The following is an 18,411-nucleotide window of genomic DNA, read 5'->3' as shown; positions in this document are numbered from 1 at the left end:
TCGGCAACGAAAAAGGCCGCCTCTCTTGCGAGAGGCGGCCTTTTCTTCAAGCAGCGACGGCCGGAGATATCCGGCGAGCGATCAACCGATCTTGGTGCCGTGGGCCTGCTGGTCGGCGTGATACGAGGAGCGCACCAGCGGGCCGGAGGCGACGTTCTTGAAGCCCATTTTCTCGCCTTCTTCGGCAAACCAGGCAAAGGTGTCCGGGTGGACGAAGCGCTGCACCGGCAGGTGGTTGCGCGAGGGCTGCAGGTACTGGCCGAGGGTCAGCATGTCGATGTCGTGCTCGCGCATGCGGTGCATGACTTCGATGACTTCCTCGTCGGTCTCGCCCAGGCCGAGCATCAGGCCAGACTTGGTCGGTACATGCGGGACCAGCTGCTTGAACTTCTGCAGCAGGTCGAGCGACCACTCGAAGTCGGAGCCCGGACGAGACGACTTGTACAGGCGCGGCACGGTTTCCAGGTTGTGGTTGAACACGTCCGGTGGCTCGTTGGCGGTGATTTCCAGGGCAATGTCCATGCGGCCGCGGTAGTCCGGGACCAGGGTCTCCAGTTGTACGCCGGGGGACAGCTTGCGGATTTCGCGCAGGCAGTCGGCGAAGTGCTGGGCGCCGCCGTCACGCAGGTCGTCGCGGTCCACTGAGGTGATCACCACGTACTTCAGACGCAGGTCGGCGATGGCGATGGCGAGGTTGGTCGGCTCATCGACATCCAGCGGCTTCGGACGGCCGTGGCCGACGTCGCAGAACGGGCAGCGACGGGTGCAGATGTCGCCCATGATCATGAAGGTCGCGGTGCCGCCGGAGAAGCACTCGCCCAGGTTCGGGCAGGAGGCCTCTTCGCAGACGCTGTGCAGCTTGTGCTTGCGCAGCAGTTGCTTGATGCGGTCGACCTCGGGGGAAACGGGGATGCGCACGCGAATCCAGTCGGGCTTCTTCGGCAGTTCGTCGGTGGGGATGATCTTCACCGGAATGCGCGCGACCTTCTCTGCGCCGCGCAGCTTGACGCCGACTTCCACCTTGCCCGGCTTGGCGGCCGGGGCGGCCTGGCCGGAATTCTCCACAACAGTGCTCATCTAGGTTCGATCCCGCCCGTTAGGGTCTTCTGTGCCGCGTAGCCAAGGCGTTCGACGAGTTCGCCACGCAGGCGCTCGCGCACCTCGGCCAATGCGATGGGGCCGGCCAGCTGACTCAGCTGGGTCATGGCCATGCCTGCGTAACCGCAGGGATTGATGCGTCGAAAGGGTTCCAGGTCCATGTCCACGTTGAGGGCCAGGCCATGGAAGGAGCGGCCGTTGCGGATGCGCAGGCCGAGAGATGCGATCTTCGCGCCGTCCACATAGACGCCCGGAGCGTCGGGTTTGGACACAGCGGTGACGCCGTAACTGTCGAGAAGGCCGATGAGGCTCTGCTCGATGCGCGAAACCAGGTCGCGCACGCCAATGCCGGAGCGGCGCACGTCGAGCATCAGGTAGGCGACCAGCTGGCCGGGGCCGTGGTAGGTCACCTGGCCGCCGCGGTCGACCTGGACGACCGGGATGTCGCCGGGGAACAGCACGTGCTCGGCCTTGCCGGCCTGGCCCTGGGTGAACACGCGTTCGTGTTCGAGCAGCCAGACTTCGTCGGGCGTGACGGGTTCGCGCTCGGCGGTGAAGCGCTGCATGGCGTGCCAGGTCGGCTCGTAAGGAAGGATCCCCAGCTCACGAAAGCCCAGCGTTTCGCCCATCAGAGCACCATGTGGACGCGGCCGGTGGCGCGCAGGTCTTTATGGATGTTCTGCAGTTGGTCGACGCCGGTGGCGGTGATCAGCACCTGCACGGACAGGAAACGGCCGTTGCGGCTGTCGCGGGTGACCAGGGTGGTGATGTCGAGGTCCGGAGCGTGACGCTGGATGACTTCGACGACCAGGTCGGGGAAGCCTTCGCCGGCGTCGCCGATGACCTTGATCGGGTAGCGTTCGCAGGGGAACTCGATCTTCGGTGCGGGCTGTTCGCTGGTGTCGACGGAATCAGGAGTATCAGTCATGGCTCTCGCGGGCGTGTGGCCCGCCTCCGCATGAGCGTCCGGGATGGGGGCGCTCCGGGTGGATCGGACGACGGCCGCCGGGCCACGGGGGGACCAGGCAGTCGCAGGCGGGCATTTTACCCGAGTTTGCGACTGCGCGGGCGGGTCAATCCCGGTCTTGTATACAAAAGTACAAGACCGGGACGGGCGGTCAGTTGAACAGACCGAAGAAGAACAGGCGGATGCTGTCCCAGATACGGCGGAAGAAGCCGCCTTCTTCCACGGCGTTGAGGGCGACGAGGTCGGCGGTGCGGACGACCTTGTCGTTCAGCTTGACTTCGACCTTGCCGATGACCTGGCCCTGCTGGATCGGCGCCATCAGGTTCGGCTCGACGACCATGTTGGCCTGCAGCTGCTTGAGCTGGCCGCGCGGCACGGTCATGGTCAGGTCTTCGGACAGGCCGGCTTTGACTTCGTGCTCGGAGCCTTTCCAGACCATGGCCTTGGTCAGCTCGGCGCCCTTCTTGTAGAAGGTCTGGGTTTCGAAGAAGCGGAAGCCGTAGGTCAGCAGCTTCTGGGTTTCGGCGGCGCGAGCCTGTTCGCTGTTGGTGCCGAACACCACGGCGATCATGCGCTGGCCGTCACGCACGGCGGAAGCCACCAGGCAGTAGCCGGCTTCGTCGGTGTGGCCGGTCTTCAGGCCGTCGACGGTCTTGTCGCGCCACAGCAGCAGGTTGCGGTTGGGCTGCTTGATGTTGTTCCAGAAGAACTCTTTCTGCGCGTAGATGGCGTAGTGAGTCGGCTCGCCGTAGATGATGGCGCGGGCCAGGGTGGCCATGTCCTTGGCGGACGAGTAGTGGTCCGGGTTGGGCAGGCCGGTGGCGTCCATGAAGTGGGAATTGGTCATGCCCAGCTTCTGCGCGGTGGTGTTCATCATATCGGCGAAGGCGTCTTCGCTGCCGGCGATGTGCTCGGCCAGGGCGACGGAGGCGTCGTTGCCCGACTGGATGATGATGCCGTGCAGCAGGTCGCTCACCGAAACCTGGGAGCCGACCTTGATGAACATGCGCGAGCCGCCGGTGCGCCAGGCGTGTTCGCTGACGGTGACCAGGTCGGATTCGGCGATGCGGCCGCCTTCGATTTCCTTGGTGGCGATGTAGGCGGTCATCAGCTTGGTCAGGCTGGCGGGCGGCAGGCGCTCGTCACCGGCGTTCTCGACCAGGATGTTGCCGCTGGCGCCGTCCATCAGCACCCAGGCCTTGGCCGCGAGCTGCGGGGCGGCGGGAACGACTTCAGCTGCCCAGCTGGCCACGGGGGCGCTGAACAACACGAGCAAGGACAGGCGTTTGGCGAAGTTGAAGATGTTCATCCGTCTCTCTGGGGTTCACTAATGGTCAAACAATCCCCTTGGGGGGAACTCGGGTGCTGCGACCTCTGACGGGCCGCTGCGGCACGTGCGGTGGAATCTCAGTCCAGGCGCACGAGCTTGGGTTGGCCTAGATTGGCCACGCGGATGCTGTCCTGCATCCGACTTGCTTCATCCTGCGTTCCGATCGGTCCCAGGCGCACTCGGTACAAGGTCTGCTGGTTGACCACGACCGAGCTGATAAAGGATTTCGCCCCCGTCAGGCCGCCGACCTTCTCCTTGAGAAGCTCCGCAGCGTCCGGGTTGGCGAAGGCACCCACCTGGAGATACAGGCCATCGGCTGGTAATGAAGCGTTTTTTTTTGAGTCGATCTGGACCGGCGCCACAGGCGCGGCGTGTTGCGCCGGCGGCGGGGTGTAGGTTTCGATGGGCTGGGCCATGGCGACCGCCTGGGGCTGCGCGGCAGGCTGCGAGGCCATCTTCGGCAGGGCCATGATCATCGGCGGCTGCTTGCCCTGGGAGGCCCACCAGCGGTCGGGGTCGATGCCCTCTACCTTCACGTGGGCGGTGCCGGTCTCGGCATAGCCGAGTTTCTTGGCGGCGGCGAAGGACAGGTCGATCACCCGGTCGGAATAGAACGGGCCGCGGTCGTTGACGCGGACGATGACGCTCTTGCCGTTGTCCAGGTTGGTCACGCGGACGTAGCTCGGCAGCGGCAGGGTCTTGTGCGCAGCGGTCATGCCGTAAAGATCGTACTGCTCGCCGTTGGCGGTGGCCTGGCCATGGAACTTGGTGCCGTACCAGGACGCGGTGCCGACCACGTTGTAGGTGTTCGCGTTGTTCAGCGGGTAGTAGGTCTTGCCCAGCACGGTGTAGGGGTTGTTCTTGAACGGCCCGTTGTGCGGCATCGGCACGGCATCGGGGATGCGCGAGACGTCGACGTCCCACCAGGGCGCGCCGTCGCGGTGCGGGCGGTTGTAGTCATAAGGCCCGGAAATGCCGCTGCTGGCCACCGGCTGCTGCTGGGGCGCACGGTTGCCGGTGCAACTGACGAGGAACACGGTGCTCAGGCCAACGCAGGCGGCCAGCGACCAGAGGCCGGGACTTGCGATTCGCTTGCTCAATGGACACCTCGCGCCTTGGCGATCTCGCCGGCCAACTGATGGACCGCCATGGCGTACATGGCGCTGCGGTTGTAACGGGTTATCACGTAGAAGTTCGGCAGCCCGACCCAGTATTCGGTGCCCTGTGCGCCTTCCAGGCGCATGGCGGTCACCATCAGGTCGTCGCGGATCACGTCATGGGTTCGCCAGCCCTGAGAGCGTAGCTGACCAAGGTTCATCTGCGGTTCCAGGCCCTGGGTGAGCGCGTCTTCGGCGGTGGAGGTGCCGATTTCCGCCTGCGACACCACCGGCTCGCCGGTATGCCAGCCGTGCTGCTTGAAGTAGTTGGCGACGCTGCCGATGGCATCGGTGGGGTCGCTCCAGATATTGATGTGGCCGTCGCCGTCGAAGTCCACGGCGTAGGCGCGGAAGCTGCTCGGCATGAACTGTGGCAGGCCCATGGCGCCGGCGTAGGAGCCGGTCAGGCTGAGCGGGTCGACCTGCTGTTCGCGGGCCAGCAGCAGGAACTGCTTGAGCTCCTTGCGGAAGAAGTCGGCGCGCGGCGGGTAGTCGAAGCCCAGGGTGGACAGCGCGTCCATCACCTTGAAGTTGCCGGTATTGCGGCCGAAGAAGGTCTCCACGCCGATGATGGAGACGATGTACTGGGCCGGCACGCCGTATTCCTGCTCGGCGCGGGCCAGGGCCTCGGCATTCTGGTTCCAGAAGTCCACGCCGCGGTTGATGCGCGCGTCGGTGACGAAGATCGGGCGGTATTCCTTCCAGGTCTTCACCCGCTCGGCGGGGCGGGAGATGGCGTCGAGGATGGACTGCTTGCGCTCCACGTCGTGGAAGAGGCCCATGAGCTGCTCGCCGGCGAAGCCGTAGTCACGGGTCATTTCGCTGACGAACTCGGCGACCTGAGGCGAACCATCGTAGTCGCCCGCGCCAGCGGCGCCGGACATGCCGATCGCCCCCGCGATTCCGACCCAATGCACCCCCCTGGCAGCCCAGGCGCGCAGTACTTGCATTCCTTTCTTCACTCTTGTCATCAAACCTGGGCGATCCACTTCCGGTGGGTGTGAATCGACATCAAAACGCCGAACCCTGACATCAGGGTCACCAGCGAAGTTCCGCCATAACTGATAAAGGGCAGCGGTACCCCCACCACTGGCAACAGTCCGCTGACCATACCAATGTTGACGAACACATACACGAAGAAGGTCATGGTGATACTGCCGGCAAGCAGCTTGCCGAACAGCGTCTGCGCCTGTGCCGTGATCACCAGCCCCCGGTAGATCACCAGCAGGTACAGCACCAGCAGGAGGCACACCCCGACCAGACCGAACTCTTCGCCGAGCACGGCAATGATAAAGTCCGTGTGGCTTTCGGGCAAAAAATCCAGATGGGACTGAGTGCCCAGCAGCCAGCCCTTGCCGAAGACGCCGCCGGAACCGATGGCCGCTTTGGACTGGATGATGTTCCAGCCGGTGCCCAGCGGATCGCTTTCCGGGTCGAGGAAGGTCAGTACGCGCTGCTTCTGGTAGTCGTGCATGACGAAGTACCACATGCCCACGGCGACCGGCACCGCAGCCGATACAGCCATGATGATCCAGCGCCAGCGCAGCCCGCCGACGAACAGCACGAAGGAGCCGGACGCCAGCACCAGCATGGCGGTGCCCAGGTCCGGCTGCTTGAGGATCAGCACGAAGGGCACGACGATCAGCGCCAGGCCCACCACGCTGTGCTTGAAACCCGGCGGCAACGAGCGCTTGGACAGGTACCAGGCGATCGTCATGGGCATCAGCAGCTTCATGAATTCCGCCGGCTGGAAGCGGATCACCCCGGGAATGTTGATCCAGCGGGTCGCGCCCATGGCGTTGTGACCCATCACGTCCACCACCACCAGCAGCGCCACGCCGATCAGGTAGCCCAGCGGCACCCAGCGGGCGAGGAAGCGCGGCTCGATCTGCGCCAGCACGAACATCGCGCCCAGGCCCAGGCCGAACGACGAGGCCTGCTTGATCAGCAGGTCCCAGCTCTTGCCGCTGGCGGAATACAGGACGAACAGGCCGACCGAGCCCAGGGTCACCAGCAGCAGGAGCAGCAGGCCGTCAATGTGCAGGCGCTGCAGCAGGCTGGAGCGCCGCTTCATCACGTCTTCGCTGGACAGTGTGCGGTCGAAATTTCCGTTCATGGTCATGGTTTGGGCGCCTCCGCCGTGGTCTGCGGTGCGTATTCGGCCTTGAGCTTGCCGGTCTCGTCGAGCAACCAGGCGTCGGTCACGGCCTTCAGTACGGGGGCGGCAACGCCGGAGCCGGACTCACCGTTCTCCACCATCACGGCCACGGCTATCTGCGGGTTGTCCGCCGGAGCGAAACCGACGAACAAGGCATGGTCGCGGTGGCGCTCGAGCAGCTTGGAGCGGTTGTACTTCTCGCCCTGCTTGATCGCGACGACCTGCGCGGTACCGGACTTGCCGGCGATGCGGTAGACGGACGTGGCGCCGACCTTGTGCGCGGTGCCGCGAGCCCCATGGACTACCTGCTGCATGCCGTAGTCCACAAGGTTCCAGTTGTTCGGGTCCTTGAGTTTGATATCCGGCATCGGGTCCTCGTCGACCGGCGGCTTGCCGTCGATGGTCTTGGCCAGGTGCGGACGAATCCATTTGCCCTTGTTGGCCAGCAGCGCGGTCATCTGCGCCAGCTGCAGCGGCGTGGCCTGCATGTAGCCCTGGCCGATGCCGAGAATCAGGGTTTCGCCGGGGAACCAGGCCTGTCGGCGCAGCGCGCGCTTCCACTGGCGCGACGGCATCAGGCCTTCCGCTTCGCCGTACATGTCCAGGGCGACCCGCTGGCCGAAGCCGAACTCGCTCATGTAGTCGTGCAGGCGATCGATCCCCAGCTTATGCGCGAGGTCGTAGAAGTAGGTGTCGTTGGAGCGCATGATCGCGGTCTCCAGGGTCACCCAGCCGTCGCCCATGCGGTTCCAGTTGCGGTACTTGTGGTCGTAGTTCGGCAGTTGGTAATAGCCGGGGTCGAACACTCGGCTGGAGGGCGTCACGACGCCTGCATCGAGGCCGGCGATGGCCACCGCCGGTTTTACCGTCGAGCCCGGCGGGTACAGGCCGCGCAGCACGCGGTTGTACAACGGGCGGTCCTCGGAATCGCGCAGGGCCGCATAGTCCTTGAAGCTGATGCCGGTGACGAACAGGTTGGGGTCGTAGGCGGGCTGGCTGACCATGGCCAGCACTTCGCCGGTGGACGGCTGGATCGCCACGATGGCGCCGCGCCGGCCGGCCAGTGCGGTTTCCGCGGCAGCCTGCAGCTTGCTGTCGATGCTCAGCACGATGTCACGGCCGGAGACCGGCTCGGTGCGCTTGAGCACGCGCAGGACGCGACCACGGGCGTTGGTCTCGACTTCCTCGTAGCCAACTGTGCCGTGCAGCGCGTCCTCATAGAATTTTTCCACGCCGGTCTTGCCGATGTGGTGGGTGCCCGAATAGGCCACCGGGTCGAGCTTCTTCAGTTCCGCCTCGTTGATCCGCCCGACATAGCCGACCGAGTGGGCGAAGTGCTCGCCCAGCGGGTAATGGCGAACGAACTGCGCAGCCACGTCGACGCCGTTGAGGCGGTACTGGTTAACCGCGATGCGGGCGATCTGCTCCTCGGACAGCTCGAACATGATCGGCACCGGCTCGAACGGCCGGCGCCCCTGTTTCATGCGCTTCTCGAAGATAGCCTTGTCTTCCTCGGTGAGGCCGAGGATCTCCACCAGGGTCTTGAGCGTCTCCTGCAGGTTCTCGGTGCGCTCGCGGGTGATGGTCAGGCTGAAGCTGGGGCGGTTGTCGGCGATGATCACCCCGTTGCGGTCGAAGATCAGCCCGCGATTGGGCGGAATCGGCTGCACGTGGACGCGGTTGTTCTCCGACAGCGTCGAGTGGTAGTCGTACTGCGTCACCTGCAGGTGATACATGCGCGCCACCAACACCAGGGCGAGCAGGAAGATCGCCACCCCGCCGACGATGACGCGGGCGCGGACCAGACGGGCGTCCTTCTCGTGGTCCTTGAGCTGTATCGGCTGCGGCATCGAAAACGGCTACGACTACTTGTGGTAGGGGTGCCCGGACAAAACCGTCCAGGCGCGGTAGATCTGCTCGCCGACCAGAATCCGCACCAGTGGGTGCGGCAGGGTCAGCGGCGACAGCGACCAGCGCTGCTCGCTGCGCGCGCAGACCTCCGGCGCCAGGCCTTCCGGCCCACCGACCATGAGGTTGACAGTGCGCGCGTCCAGGCGCCAGCGGTCAAGCTCCTGCGCCAGCTGGGGGGTGCTCCAGGGCTTGCCTTCGACTTCCAGGGTGACGATGCGTTCCCCCGGCTGGACCTTGCTCAGCATGGCCTCGCCTTCCTGGCGGATCAGCCGCGCCACGTCGGCATTCTTGCCACGCGTGTTGAGCGGGATTTCCACCAGTTCCAGGGACAGCTCCGAGGGCAGGCGCTTGACGTACTCCGCCCAGCCCTCTTCCACCCAGCGCGGCATGCGCGAGCCGACCGCGATCAGACGCAGACGCACGGCAGGCTTACTCGGCGCTGTGGTGAGCGCGGCTCTGCTCGGCGCCCTGCCACAGGCGTTCCAGGTCGTAGAACTGGCGGGTGGCCGGCTGCATGACATGGACCACGACGTTGGCGAGGTCGATCAGGACCCACTCGCCGCCTTCCTGGCCTTCGCTGCCGATCGGGCGCACGCCCTGTTCCTTGACCTTTTCCAGGACGTTGTCGGCCAGCGACTTGACCTGACGGCTGGAGGCGCCGGTGGCGATGACCATGACGTCGGTGATGCTGGTCTTCTCGCGCACGTCGATGACGGTGATGTCCTGCGCCTTGAGATCTTCCAGGGCGGCGATGGTCAGTTCGACCAGTTGTTCGGTTTGCATGTATGACTCTCTAGCTTGATCAGTGAGACGCCTGGTACAGGCCGTGCGCCTCGATATAGTTCAATACCGCATCCGGCACCAGGTAGCGCACCGAGCGCCCCTGCGACAGGAGTTGGCGGATCTGGGTGGCGGATACTGCCAGCGGCGTCTGCCAGACGAAGGTGATCTGCCCGGCCGGGCCGGTCATCGCCTTCGGGTCGGCAACACTGCGCGCCGCCAGCAGGTCGCGCAGGTCTTCCGGCGGCTCGCTGTCGGCATCCGGGCGCTGCAGCACGACGATATGACAGTGCTCCAGCAACTCTTCCCAGCGATGCCAGGTCGGCAGGCCGCAAAATGCGTCCCAGCCGACCAGCAGGAACAACTGGTCCCGCTCATCCAGCTCCCCACGCAGCGACTCCAGGGTGTCGATGGTGTAGGAGGGTTTGTCACGCTTCAGCTCGCGGTCATCGACCACCAGCGGGGTCACGCCGGCTACCGCCAGCTCGACCATCGCCAGCCGCTGCTCCGGTTTCACCTGGGGGGTGTCGCGGTGCGGCGGGCGGAAGTTGGGGATCAGGCGCAACTCGTCGAAGTCGAACTGCTCGGCCATCTCCAGCGCACTGCGCAGGTGACCGATGTGCACCGGGTCGAAGGTGCCACCGAACAGACCGACCCGACGGGAACGCGCCTTGTTCATCAGGTCCGCACGTGTCCGTCGCCGAACACCACGTATTTCTCGCTGGTCAGGCCTTCCAGGCCGACCGGGCCGCGGGCGTGCAGCTTGTCGGTGGAAATGCCGATCTCCGCGCCCAGGCCGTATTCGAAGCCATCGGCGAAGCGGGTCGAGGCGTTGACCATGACCGAGGCCGAGTCCACTTCGGTGAGGAAGCGGCGGGCATCGGTGAAGTTCTCGGTGATGATCGCGTCGGTGTGCTGCGAGCCGTAGGTGTTGATGTGCTCGATGGCCGCATCGAGGCCGTCGACGATGCGGATCGACAGGATCGGCGCGTTGTACTCGGTGCGCCAGTCTTCCTCGGTGGCTTCCAGTACGTCGGCGCCCAGCAGCGCGCGGGTGGCGGCATCGCCGCGCAGTTCCACGCCCTTGTCACGGTAGATGGCGGCCAGCGGCGGCAGCACGCGGTCGGCGATGCCGGCGTGAACCAGCAGCGTCTCCATGGTGTTGCACGGCGCGTAGCGCTGGGTCTTCGAGTTGTCGGCGACACGGATTGCCTTGTCCAGGTCGGCGGCGATGTCGATGTAGACGTGGCAGATACCGTCCAGGTGCTTGATCACCGGGACCTTGGCGTCACGGCTGATGCGCTCGATCAGGCCCTTGCCGCCACGCGGAACGATGACGTCGACGTACTCGGGCATGGTGATCAGCGCGCCGACAGCGGCGCGGTCGGTGGTTTCCACCACCTGCACGGCGCTGGCCGGCAGGCCGGCGGCGGCCAGGCCGGTCTGGATGCACGCAGCGATCGCCTGGTTGGAGTGGATCGCTTCGGAACCACCACGCAGGATGGTCGCGTTGCCGGACTTCAGGCACAGGCTGGCGGCGTCGATGGTCACGTTCGGACGGGATTCGTAGATGATCCCCACCACGCCCAGGGGCACGCGCATCTTGCCCAGCTGGATGCCGGACGGCACGTAGCGCATGTCGCGGATCTCGCCGATAGGGTCCGGCAGCGTGGCGACCTGGCGCAGGCCTTCGATCATGTCGTCGATGCGCGCCGGCGTCAGGGCCAGGCGGTCGAGCATGGCGGGCTCCAGACCGTTGGCACGGCCATTGGCCAGATCCTGTTCGTTGGCTTCGGTCAGCTGGGCGCGGGCGGCGTCCAGGGCATCGGCTGCGGCCAGCAGGGCTTGGTTCTTCTGCGCGGTCGTGGCGCGCGCGACAACGCGCGACGCTTCACGGGCGGCGCGGCCCAGGCGGCTCATATAGTCGAGAACGGACTCGGTCATGATCTAACGCGTCTGCGTGAGGGAAATGCGCAAGTATAGCGGGAGCGCCCCCTCAGCGGCCAGCCACAGCAGCCGGCCGGTCAGCGACGCGCTTCGCGTAACGCCAGCGCCCGTCATCCCCCGCCCGCCGGTTACATCCGACACTCCCCACCCCTCCCTGCCGCCCGAAGGTTGGGTAAACAAATTCGTATCGGCTGGTTACTTTGCAAGCATGGCTCATTGCCCCCGCAGCGTTCGCATTGCCAGGGAGGCACGCCAGGGAAGAACAACAAGAGGCGGTCCACCGCCGGAGAACTGCCATGCGCTATCGCACCGATTACAGCGCCCAGTCCCTGACCACCGCCCCGGCGGTGCTGGAACTGGACGGTTGGCAACTGCACTACCAGGCCTTCTCTTCACGGGAGGATGACACCCGCCCGCCGGTCCTTCTGCTGGGCGGCGCGTTCCAGAGCTTCCGCTCCTTCGCCAGCGAGGTCTCGGAGCTGCTCGCCGGGCACCCGGTGATCCTGCTCGACCTGCCCAGCCAGGGCGGCAACCTGCAACTGGCGCCAGAGCTGAGCCTGGAGGACCTGGCCGACCTGATCGCCGCCTTTGCACAAACCCTGCAGTTGCCGCCGCTGATGCCCATCGGGCTGTCCTACGGCTCGGCGCTAGCCGCGCTGTTCGCCGCCCGCCACCCGGCGCGCTGCGGCCGCCTGCTGCTGGCCGGCATCACCGCCTTCGGCCGCCCCGGCGCCCGCGCGCTGCTGGTGGAGGCCCTGGCGCGCCTGGAACTGGGCGAGCAGACGCCTTTCGCCCACGGCGTGCTGACCGGCCTGATCAACCCGCTGCGCCTGGCCGATACGGGCGTTTCCCCGGTATTCCGCAAGGCCCTGCTGCGCCAACTGCAGCGTCTGACCCCGGCGGAGATCGAGCGCTACCGGCAGAACAGCCAGCGCCTGCTGGCCTTCGGCGGCTTCGACCGCCACCCGCAGTGCCCGACCCTGGTGTTGGCCGGCGAGTACGACCACTTCACCCAGCCCTGGGAGCATGCCGAATTTGCCCACGCCTGCGCGGACGCCGAGTTCGCGCTGATCCACAACGCCGACCACCTGGCCCAGTTCGAGCGCCGCGACGCCTGCGCGCGGCTGTACAACCCGTTCTTGCGCGGTGAAGCACTGCCGCGCAGCGCCGCCGGCAGCACACGCTTCCAGCGCCAGCAGCTGCTGCACCTGGAACGCCGCTTCGAACCGCGCCTGGCGCCGACCGACACGCGCGCCGTGCTGCGCAACGGGGAAGGTGGCGAATGGCGCTGCGAGCTGGCGGAGCTGGGGTATTTCGGCGGACTGATCCGCGTCGCGCTGCCGGCCGATCGTCCTTCGCGCGGCTGGAAACTGGCCGCCGCCGGCCTGCCGGAGCTGGATATCCTGCCGCTGCGTTACCGCGGCGACGGCCTGGCCTTCATCTTCGCCCACGGCGACCCGCAGGCCAGCGCGGCGCTGGCGGCAATGGTGGTGCCGATGCAGCAGGGAGCGTGTGCGGCTTGAAGGACCGCTGGCTGGTTGAAACCCTGGGCGCCCCGGCGCTCAGGCATTCCCCTCACCCTAACCCTCTCCCAAGGGGAGAGGGGACTGTTCGGCGTGAGGCGAAACGGCAGTATCAGCCGGCATGATCGGCTCCCTCTCCCTTTGGGAGAGGGCTGGGGTGAGGGAAACGCGCTGACACCGTCGACCTGCATTGGCACTGTTCGCGAGCCTAGGAACTAAACCCGCGCCTCGATCACCCGCACCAGACTCGGCATCCGCCCCTTGGGCAACCCCAGCCCCGCGCCATCCACCTGCGGATCGAGGACAGCCACCCGGCCGAACCCGCAGCCGTTGAACGCCTGCTCGATCTCGCCGGCACTGCGGTAATGCAGCGGATAGCCGCCACGGGTCAGCCGGCCGATCAGCCCGACGCCCCAGCGGATCTGCCGGTAGCGCGGATGTTCGCGCAGGTCGGGATACAGTTCGGTCAGGTAGGTCGCGTCCGGGAACACCCGCAGGGCGGCCGCCAGACGGCGCCAGAAGCCCTCGATCACCGGGCGCTGAAAGTAGTTCACCAGACCCTCGGTAATCACCGTCACCGGGCGGTCGCGGTCCAGCTCGGAGAACAGAGCCGCCAGGCTTTGCTCGCCCTGTTCGGCGAGGATATCCACGGCCCGCACGCGGTGCTTGCCGTCCAGCCAGCCCTGTTCCTGCAGCAGCGCAGACTTGCGTGCCGCCATCGGCGGCAGGTCGGCTTCAATGTAAGTCAGCTGGGGATAGCGTTCGCGGAAGCGCCGGCCACGGGGCGAAAGCCCGCAGGCGATCTCCACCACCTGGGTAACGCCGCGCAATTCGATGGCCTGGGTCAGCCGGGCATCGATCAGCAGGTGACGTTGTAACAGGAAGTCTTCGATATTCAGCCCGAAGCCGATCCGCGCCCCCCAGTTGATCGGCGCCACACAGCCGTGCACCCAGCGGCCGAACGCCGTGGCGAAGGCCGGATCGGCCAGTTGGTGGCGATACCAGACGTAACCGGTGTAGTGCGCGCTGGGGGTGATGTGGGCGCTGTCGGCCCGGATCCGTTCAGCCATGCTTAAGAATCTTGTTGTTATGATCCCCCAGCCTAAGACCGGCCCGAGAACCGCGACAATCCGATGCCCGCCGAACCCAACCTAAGTTTGCCCTGGCCCGATGCGAATCCGCTGCCGGACGCCTTCTTCAACCGCGACGCCCTCACCGTCGCCCGCGAGCTGCTGGGCAAGGTGATCCGCCACCGGGTCGGCGAGCTGTGGCTATCCGCGCGGATCATCGAGACCGAAGCCTATTACCTGGCCGAGAAAGGCAGCCACGCCTCGCTGGGCTACACCGAGAAGCGCAAGGCGCTGTTCCTCGATGGCGGGCACATCTACATGTATTACGCCCGCGGCGGCGACTCGCTGAACTTCAGCGCCGGCGGTGCGGGCAATGCGGTGCTGATCAAGTCCGGCCACCCCTGGCTCGATCGCATTTCCGGCGACGCCGCCCTGGCCTGCATGCGCCGGCTCAACCCCGCCGCTGACGGCAGCGAGCGCGCGCTGGGCAAGCTGTGCTCCGGCCAGACCCTGCTCTGCCGCTCCATGGACCTGAAGGTGCCGGACTGGGACGCCCAGCGTTTCGACCCGCAGCGCCTGTTCGTCGACGACCTCGGCGAGCAGCCCTCGCTGGTCATCCAGACCGCGCGCCTGGGCATTCCCCACGGCCGCGACGAACACCTGCAATACCGCTTCGTCGATGCCGCCTTCGCCAGCTTCTGCACGCGCAACCCTTTGCGCCGCGGGCAGGTCGAAGGCCATGACTACCACTTGCTCGGAACCCAGGACGCCACCTTCCGATGATCGATCTCGCCGCCTTCAACACCTGGATGGCCACCCATCCGCAATGGCTCGCCCTGGTCCTGTTCCTGGTCGCCTTCCTCGAATGCGCCGCCGTCATCGGCATCATCCTGCCCGGCGTGGTGATGCTCTTCGCCATCGCCGTGCTGGCCGGCAGCGGCGCCCTCGGGCTGTGGGAAACCCTGGCGCTGGCGTTCTTCGGCGGCTTGCTGGGTGATATGTCGTCCTACTGGATCGGCCGCCACTTCCATCAGGACATCCGCCGCCTACCGGTGCTGCGCCACCATCCGGAATGGATGGCGGCCGCCGAAGGCTTCTTCCACCGCTACGGTGTCGCCAGCCTGCTGGTGGGCCGTTTCATCGGGGCGCTGCGGCCGTTCCTGCCGATGATCGCCGGCATGCTCGACATGCCGTTCGGGCGCTTCCTGGCAGTCTCCATCGTGGCCGCCGCCGGCTGGTCGATCGCCTACCTGGTGCCCGGCTGGGCCACCGGCGCGGCCATGCGCCTGCCGCTGCCCGAGGGCTTCTGGCCGCAGGCCGGGGTGGTCGCCGCCTGCGTCGCCGCGGTGCTGACCCTAATCATCCACGCCGAGCTGCGCAAGGAGCGCAAGGCTGCGCTGATCGGCGCAGCCGGCTGTTTCGCGCTGCTGATCGCCATGCTGATCGGCTGGCCGCACCTCGATGCTTTGGACAAGGGCCTGATGGCGCTGGTACAGGAACACCGCCACGCCTGGCTGGACGATGTGATGGTGGCCGTCACCCGCGTCGGCGACTTCCGCACCCAGTTCATCGCCGGCGCTTTGCTGGCGGTGCTGCTGGCCGCGCTGCGACTATGGCGCCACGCGTTCTTCGCCGCCGGCACCATGGTCGGCACCGCCCTGCTCAACACCACCCTCAAGCACCTGTTCAGCCGCGCGCGCCCCGAAGTGATCGCCGACCCGCTGTCCGCCTTCAGCATGCCCAGCGGGCACAGCTCGGCCTCCTTCGCCTTCTTCCTGGTGCTTGGCGTGCTGGCCAGCCGCGAGAAGTCCCCACGCGTACGCCTGACCTGGATGCTGCTGGCAGTGATCCCTGCCGCCAGCATCGCGCTGTCGCGCGTGTACCTGGGCGCCCACTGGCCCAGCGACATCATTGCCGGCGCCCTGCTCGGCGCCTCGGTATGCGCCGCCAGCCTGTGGATAAGCCAGCTCCGCAGCGAGCTGCCGGCCCTGGCGCCACGCATCTGGTGGAGCCTGCTGCCGACCGCCATGGTGCTGCTGGCGGTGGCCAGCGCCTGGGGCCTGTCCGCGGCGATCCACCGCTACACGCCGCTCTGATCCCGCGTCAGGCCCAGGGGCGCTCGCGCATCAACTCGGTGCAACGCCACTGGACGAACTCGCGCAGCTGGGTCACCGCCCGGCTGAGCTGGGCGCGGTGGGTACAGAACAGGTTCATCGGCGTGGCCTCGCCCAGGTAATCTGCCAGCGCCACCTCCAGCCTGCCGGCCTGCACGTCAGCCGCGACGTCCAGCCAGGACTTGTAGACCACCCCCTGCCCCGCCACAGCCCAGCGCCGTACCACATCGGCATCGTCGCAAAGGCGGTCGCCGCGCACCGCCACCACATGCTGCTTGCGGCTGTCGCTGAAGCTCCAGCGCTCATGGGCGCGTCCTCCCAGCATGTAGAGCAGGCAATTGTGCCGGTGCAGCTCGTCCGGGTGCGTCGGCTTGCCGTGGCGTGCGAAATACTCGGGAGCGGCACAGAGCACGCGGCGATTGTCCGGGGCCAGCGGCAGCGCCACCAGGTTGGAATCACCCGGCTGGCCGAGACGGAAGGCCACGTCCACCGGTTGCCGGTAGAGATCGGCCTGGCGGTCGCTGATCAGCAGACGCAGGTTCATTCGCGGGTGCAGCGCCTGGAATTCGTCGAGCCAGGGGAGCAACACGTTGCGGCCGAAGTCCGACGGCGCCGAGACCTGGAAGTTGCCGGCAATCTCGCTCTTGCCGCCGGCCAGCAGCTGGCGGCCGTCGTCCAGGCTTTGCAGCGCGGCACGAGCGTGGGCCAGGTACAGCTCGCCCTCGGCAGTCAGACGCAGGCTGCGGGTAGAACGGGCGAACAGGCGCACATCCAGCTCGCTTTCCAGGCGTTTGAGCGCCGCGCTGGCCACCGCCGGTGACAGCTCCAGCTCACGGGCGGCGGCCGAGAGGCTGCCCCGCTCGGCGGTGCGGACGAAGATCTGCAGGTCGTCGAAACGCAGCATTTTCAAAAATCCTTTGAAAGAGACTCTCTACTTACGCGGTTTTTCTTCCCAACGAAAGAGAGCAGCATGCCCTCACCTTCCCCGCCCCACTGGAGATACCCGGATGAGCCTGACCCTGATCGCCATCATTCGCGCCAAACCCGGCCGCGCCGACAGCCTGCAGGAACGCCTGCACGGCATGCTCGCGCCTTCCCGCGCCGAGGCCGGTTGCCTGCAATACGACCTGCACCGCGACATCAAGGACGCCGAGCTGATCTACATGATCGAGCAGTGGCGCGATGAGGAGGCCCTGGCCGAGCACGAGGCCAGCCCGCACTTCCAGGCCTTCGTGAAGGCCGCCGAACCCGACCTGGCGGAACTCGATATCCGCCTGATGAACCGCATCGACTGATCGCCTCGAACGCATAGGAATTCCCATGAAAGCCATCGGCTACACCCAGAGCCTGCCCAGCACCGACGCCAATTCCCTGCTCGACATCCAGCTGCCCGAGCCCACGCCCGGCCCGCGCGACCTGCTGGTGGAAGTGCGCGCCATCTCCGTCAACCCGGTGGACACCAAGGTGCGCCAGCGCGCCCAGCCCGCCGAAGGCCAGTACAAGGTGCTGGGCTGGGACGCCGCTGGCGTGGTTCGCGCGGTGGGCAGTGAGGTCAGCCTGTTCAAGCCGGGCGACAAGGTCTGGTACGCCGGCGACCTGACCCGCCCCGGCAGCAACGCCGAGCTGCAGCTGGTGGACGAGCGCATCGTCGGCCCGATGCCGCAGAGCCTGGACTTCGCCCACGCCGCCGCACTGCCGCTGACCACCATCACCGCCTGGGAACTGCTCTTCGACCGCCTGCAGGTGGCCGAAGGCAAGGCCAGCGCCGGACAGAGCCTGTTGATCGTCGGCGCCGCCGGCGGTGTCGGCTCGATCCTCACCCAGCTGGCGCGCCAGCTCACCGGCATGACCGTGATCGGCACCGCTTCGCGTCCGGAAACCCAGGAATGGGTGCGCAACCTCGGCGCGCACCACGTGATCGATCACCGCAAGCCGCTGAGCGAAGAACTCAAGCGCATCGGCGTCGGCGAAGTCACCCACGTGGCCAGCCTCAACCAGACCGAGGAGCACCTCGCCGAGATCGTCGCCAGCCTGCGCCCGCAGGGCCGCCTGGCGCTGATCGACGACCCGCTGAACCTCGACGTGCGCCTGCTCAAGCAGAAGAGCCTGTCGCTGCACTGGGAGTTCATGTACACCCGCTCGATGTTCCAGACCGACGACATGATCGAGCAGCACAAGCTGCTGCAGCGAGTGGCCGGGCTGATCGACAGCGGCGTGCTGAAGACCACCCTGGGCGAGCACTTCGGCAGGATCGACGCCGCCAACCTGCGCCGCGCCCACGCGCTGCTGGAAAGCAACACGGCCAAGGGCAAGATCGTGCTGGAAGGGTTCTGACCTGCGGCTCCCTGTAGGAGCG

The 18,411-nt window shown here is 66.5% G+C and carries 19 protein-coding genes; 5 read left to right on the top strand and 14 right to left on the bottom strand.

Going from position 1 to position 18,411, the window contains the following annotated elements:
- Positions 1–81: 81 nt before the first annotated feature.
- From lipA to IB275_RS03600, 12 genes are all read right to left on the bottom strand, one after another.
- Complete coding sequence (gene lipA / locus IB275_RS03655) at positions 82–1,077, bottom strand: lipoyl synthase (RefSeq protein ID WP_192290498.1); 996 nt, start codon at positions 1,075–1,077, stop codon at positions 82–84.
- A complete protein-coding gene (gene lipB / locus IB275_RS03650; RefSeq protein ID WP_192290500.1) occupies positions 1,074–1,727 on the bottom strand; it encodes a lipoyl(octanoyl) transferase LipB in 654 nt (217 codons plus the stop codon). Before lipB ends, lipA begins: the two co-directional genes overlap by 4 nt.
- Positions 1,727–2,026, bottom strand: a complete 300-nt coding sequence (locus tag IB275_RS03645) for a DUF493 domain-containing protein (RefSeq protein WP_045215124.1) — start codon at positions 2,024–2,026, stop codon at positions 1,727–1,729. Before IB275_RS03645 ends, lipB begins: the two co-directional genes overlap by 1 nt.
- A 190-nt stretch (positions 2,027–2,216) precedes the next feature.
- The gene (locus IB275_RS03640; RefSeq protein WP_138216919.1) at positions 2,217–3,374 is read right to left on the bottom strand and encodes a D-alanyl-D-alanine carboxypeptidase family protein; all 1,158 of its coding nucleotides are present in this window, start codon (positions 3,372–3,374) and stop codon (positions 2,217–2,219) included.
- A gap of 98 nt (positions 3,375–3,472) precedes the next feature.
- Positions 3,473–4,495 carry a septal ring lytic transglycosylase RlpA family protein gene (locus IB275_RS03635; protein WP_192290502.1) on the bottom strand — a complete coding sequence of 341 codons (1,023 nt, stop codon included), beginning with the start codon at positions 4,493–4,495 and terminating at the stop codon, positions 3,473–3,475.
- Positions 4,492–5,514 (bottom strand): lytic murein transglycosylase B, encoded by a 1,023-nt coding sequence (gene mltB, locus IB275_RS03630; protein WP_138216917.1) that lies wholly within the window; start codon positions 5,512–5,514, stop codon positions 4,492–4,494. The genes IB275_RS03635 and mltB overlap by 4 nt, the downstream gene beginning before the upstream one ends.
- 8 nt (positions 5,515–5,522) lie before the next feature.
- Entirely contained in the window at positions 5,523–6,626 is a 1,104-nt protein-coding gene (rodA, locus tag IB275_RS03625; RefSeq protein WP_138216950.1) for a rod shape-determining protein RodA, read from the bottom strand.
- Positions 6,627–6,670: 44 nt separating this feature from the next.
- Complete coding sequence (mrdA, locus tag IB275_RS03620; RefSeq protein ID WP_192224564.1) at positions 6,671–8,560, bottom strand: penicillin-binding protein 2; 1,890 nt, start codon at positions 8,558–8,560, stop codon at positions 6,671–6,673.
- Positions 8,561–8,575: 15 nt separating this feature from the next.
- On the bottom strand, positions 8,576–9,043 hold the full coding sequence (gene rlmH / locus IB275_RS03615) for a 23S rRNA (pseudouridine(1915)-N(3))-methyltransferase RlmH (protein WP_015475414.1): 468 nt from the start codon (positions 9,041–9,043) through the stop codon (positions 8,576–8,578).
- A 7-nt stretch (positions 9,044–9,050) separates the two neighbouring features.
- Positions 9,051–9,404 carry a ribosome silencing factor gene (rsfS, locus tag IB275_RS03610; protein ID WP_045215138.1) on the bottom strand — a complete coding sequence of 118 codons (354 nt, stop codon included), beginning with the start codon at positions 9,402–9,404 and terminating at the stop codon, positions 9,051–9,053.
- Positions 9,405–9,423: 19 nt separating this feature from the next.
- On the bottom strand, positions 9,424–10,080 hold the full coding sequence (gene nadD, locus IB275_RS03605) for a nicotinate-nucleotide adenylyltransferase (RefSeq protein WP_192290504.1): 657 nt from the start codon (positions 10,078–10,080) through the stop codon (positions 9,424–9,426).
- Positions 10,080–11,345, bottom strand: coding sequence for a glutamate-5-semialdehyde dehydrogenase (locus IB275_RS03600; protein ID WP_192290506.1), 1,266 nt, complete (start codon positions 11,343–11,345; stop codon positions 10,080–10,082). The genes nadD and IB275_RS03600 overlap by 1 nt, the downstream gene beginning before the upstream one ends.
- Before the next feature lie 299 nt (positions 11,346–11,644).
- Between IB275_RS03600 and IB275_RS03595 the strand changes: the two genes are divergently transcribed.
- Positions 11,645–12,871: an alpha/beta fold hydrolase gene (locus IB275_RS03595; protein ID WP_192290508.1), complete on the top strand. Its 1,227-nt coding sequence runs from the start codon at positions 11,645–11,647 to the stop codon at positions 12,869–12,871.
- A gap of 215 nt (positions 12,872–13,086) precedes the next feature.
- Here IB275_RS03595 and IB275_RS03590 read toward each other — a convergent pair whose 3' ends face one another.
- On the bottom strand, positions 13,087–13,941 hold the full coding sequence (locus tag IB275_RS03590) for a class I SAM-dependent methyltransferase (RefSeq protein WP_192290510.1): 855 nt from the start codon (positions 13,939–13,941) through the stop codon (positions 13,087–13,089).
- A 63-nt stretch (positions 13,942–14,004) separates the two neighbouring features.
- On the opposite strand from IB275_RS03590, the gene IB275_RS03585 reads away from it, so the two are divergent.
- Together IB275_RS03585 and IB275_RS03580 are read left to right on the top strand one after the other, a co-directional pair.
- Positions 14,005–14,724, top strand: a complete 720-nt coding sequence (locus IB275_RS03585; RefSeq protein WP_192290512.1) for a DNA-3-methyladenine glycosylase — start codon at positions 14,005–14,007, stop codon at positions 14,722–14,724.
- Positions 14,721–16,037, top strand: coding sequence for a bifunctional DedA family/phosphatase PAP2 family protein (locus IB275_RS03580; protein WP_192290514.1), 1,317 nt, complete (start codon positions 14,721–14,723; stop codon positions 16,035–16,037). The genes IB275_RS03585 and IB275_RS03580 overlap by 4 nt, the downstream gene beginning before the upstream one ends.
- Positions 16,038–16,044: 7 nt before the next feature.
- Here the strand turns inward: IB275_RS03580 and IB275_RS03575 are convergent, their stop codons facing one another.
- Entirely contained in the window at positions 16,045–16,959 is a 915-nt protein-coding gene (locus tag IB275_RS03575) for a LysR family transcriptional regulator (protein ID WP_192290516.1), read from the bottom strand.
- Between the two features lie 103 nt (positions 16,960–17,062).
- Here IB275_RS03575 and IB275_RS03570 point away from each other — a divergent pair, with 103 nt between their 5' ends.
- Together IB275_RS03570 and IB275_RS03565 are read left to right on the top strand one after the other, a co-directional pair.
- Positions 17,063–17,350 carry a putative quinol monooxygenase gene (locus IB275_RS03570; RefSeq protein ID WP_017521835.1) on the top strand — a complete coding sequence of 96 codons (288 nt, stop codon included), beginning with the start codon at positions 17,063–17,065 and terminating at the stop codon, positions 17,348–17,350.
- Positions 17,351–17,375: 25 nt separating this feature from the next.
- The gene (locus IB275_RS03565; protein ID WP_192290518.1) at positions 17,376–18,389 is read left to right on the top strand and encodes a zinc-binding alcohol dehydrogenase family protein; all 1,014 of its coding nucleotides are present in this window, start codon (positions 17,376–17,378) and stop codon (positions 18,387–18,389) included.
- Positions 18,390–18,411 lie beyond the last annotated feature (22 nt).

Source organism: Pseudomonas sp. PDM21, from assembly GCF_014852505.2.
Classification (GTDB): domain Bacteria; phylum Pseudomonadota; class Gammaproteobacteria; order Pseudomonadales; family Pseudomonadaceae; genus Pseudomonas.
Note: the sequence above shows the minus strand (reverse complement) of the source record. Positions and strands in the feature narration are given on the sequence as shown.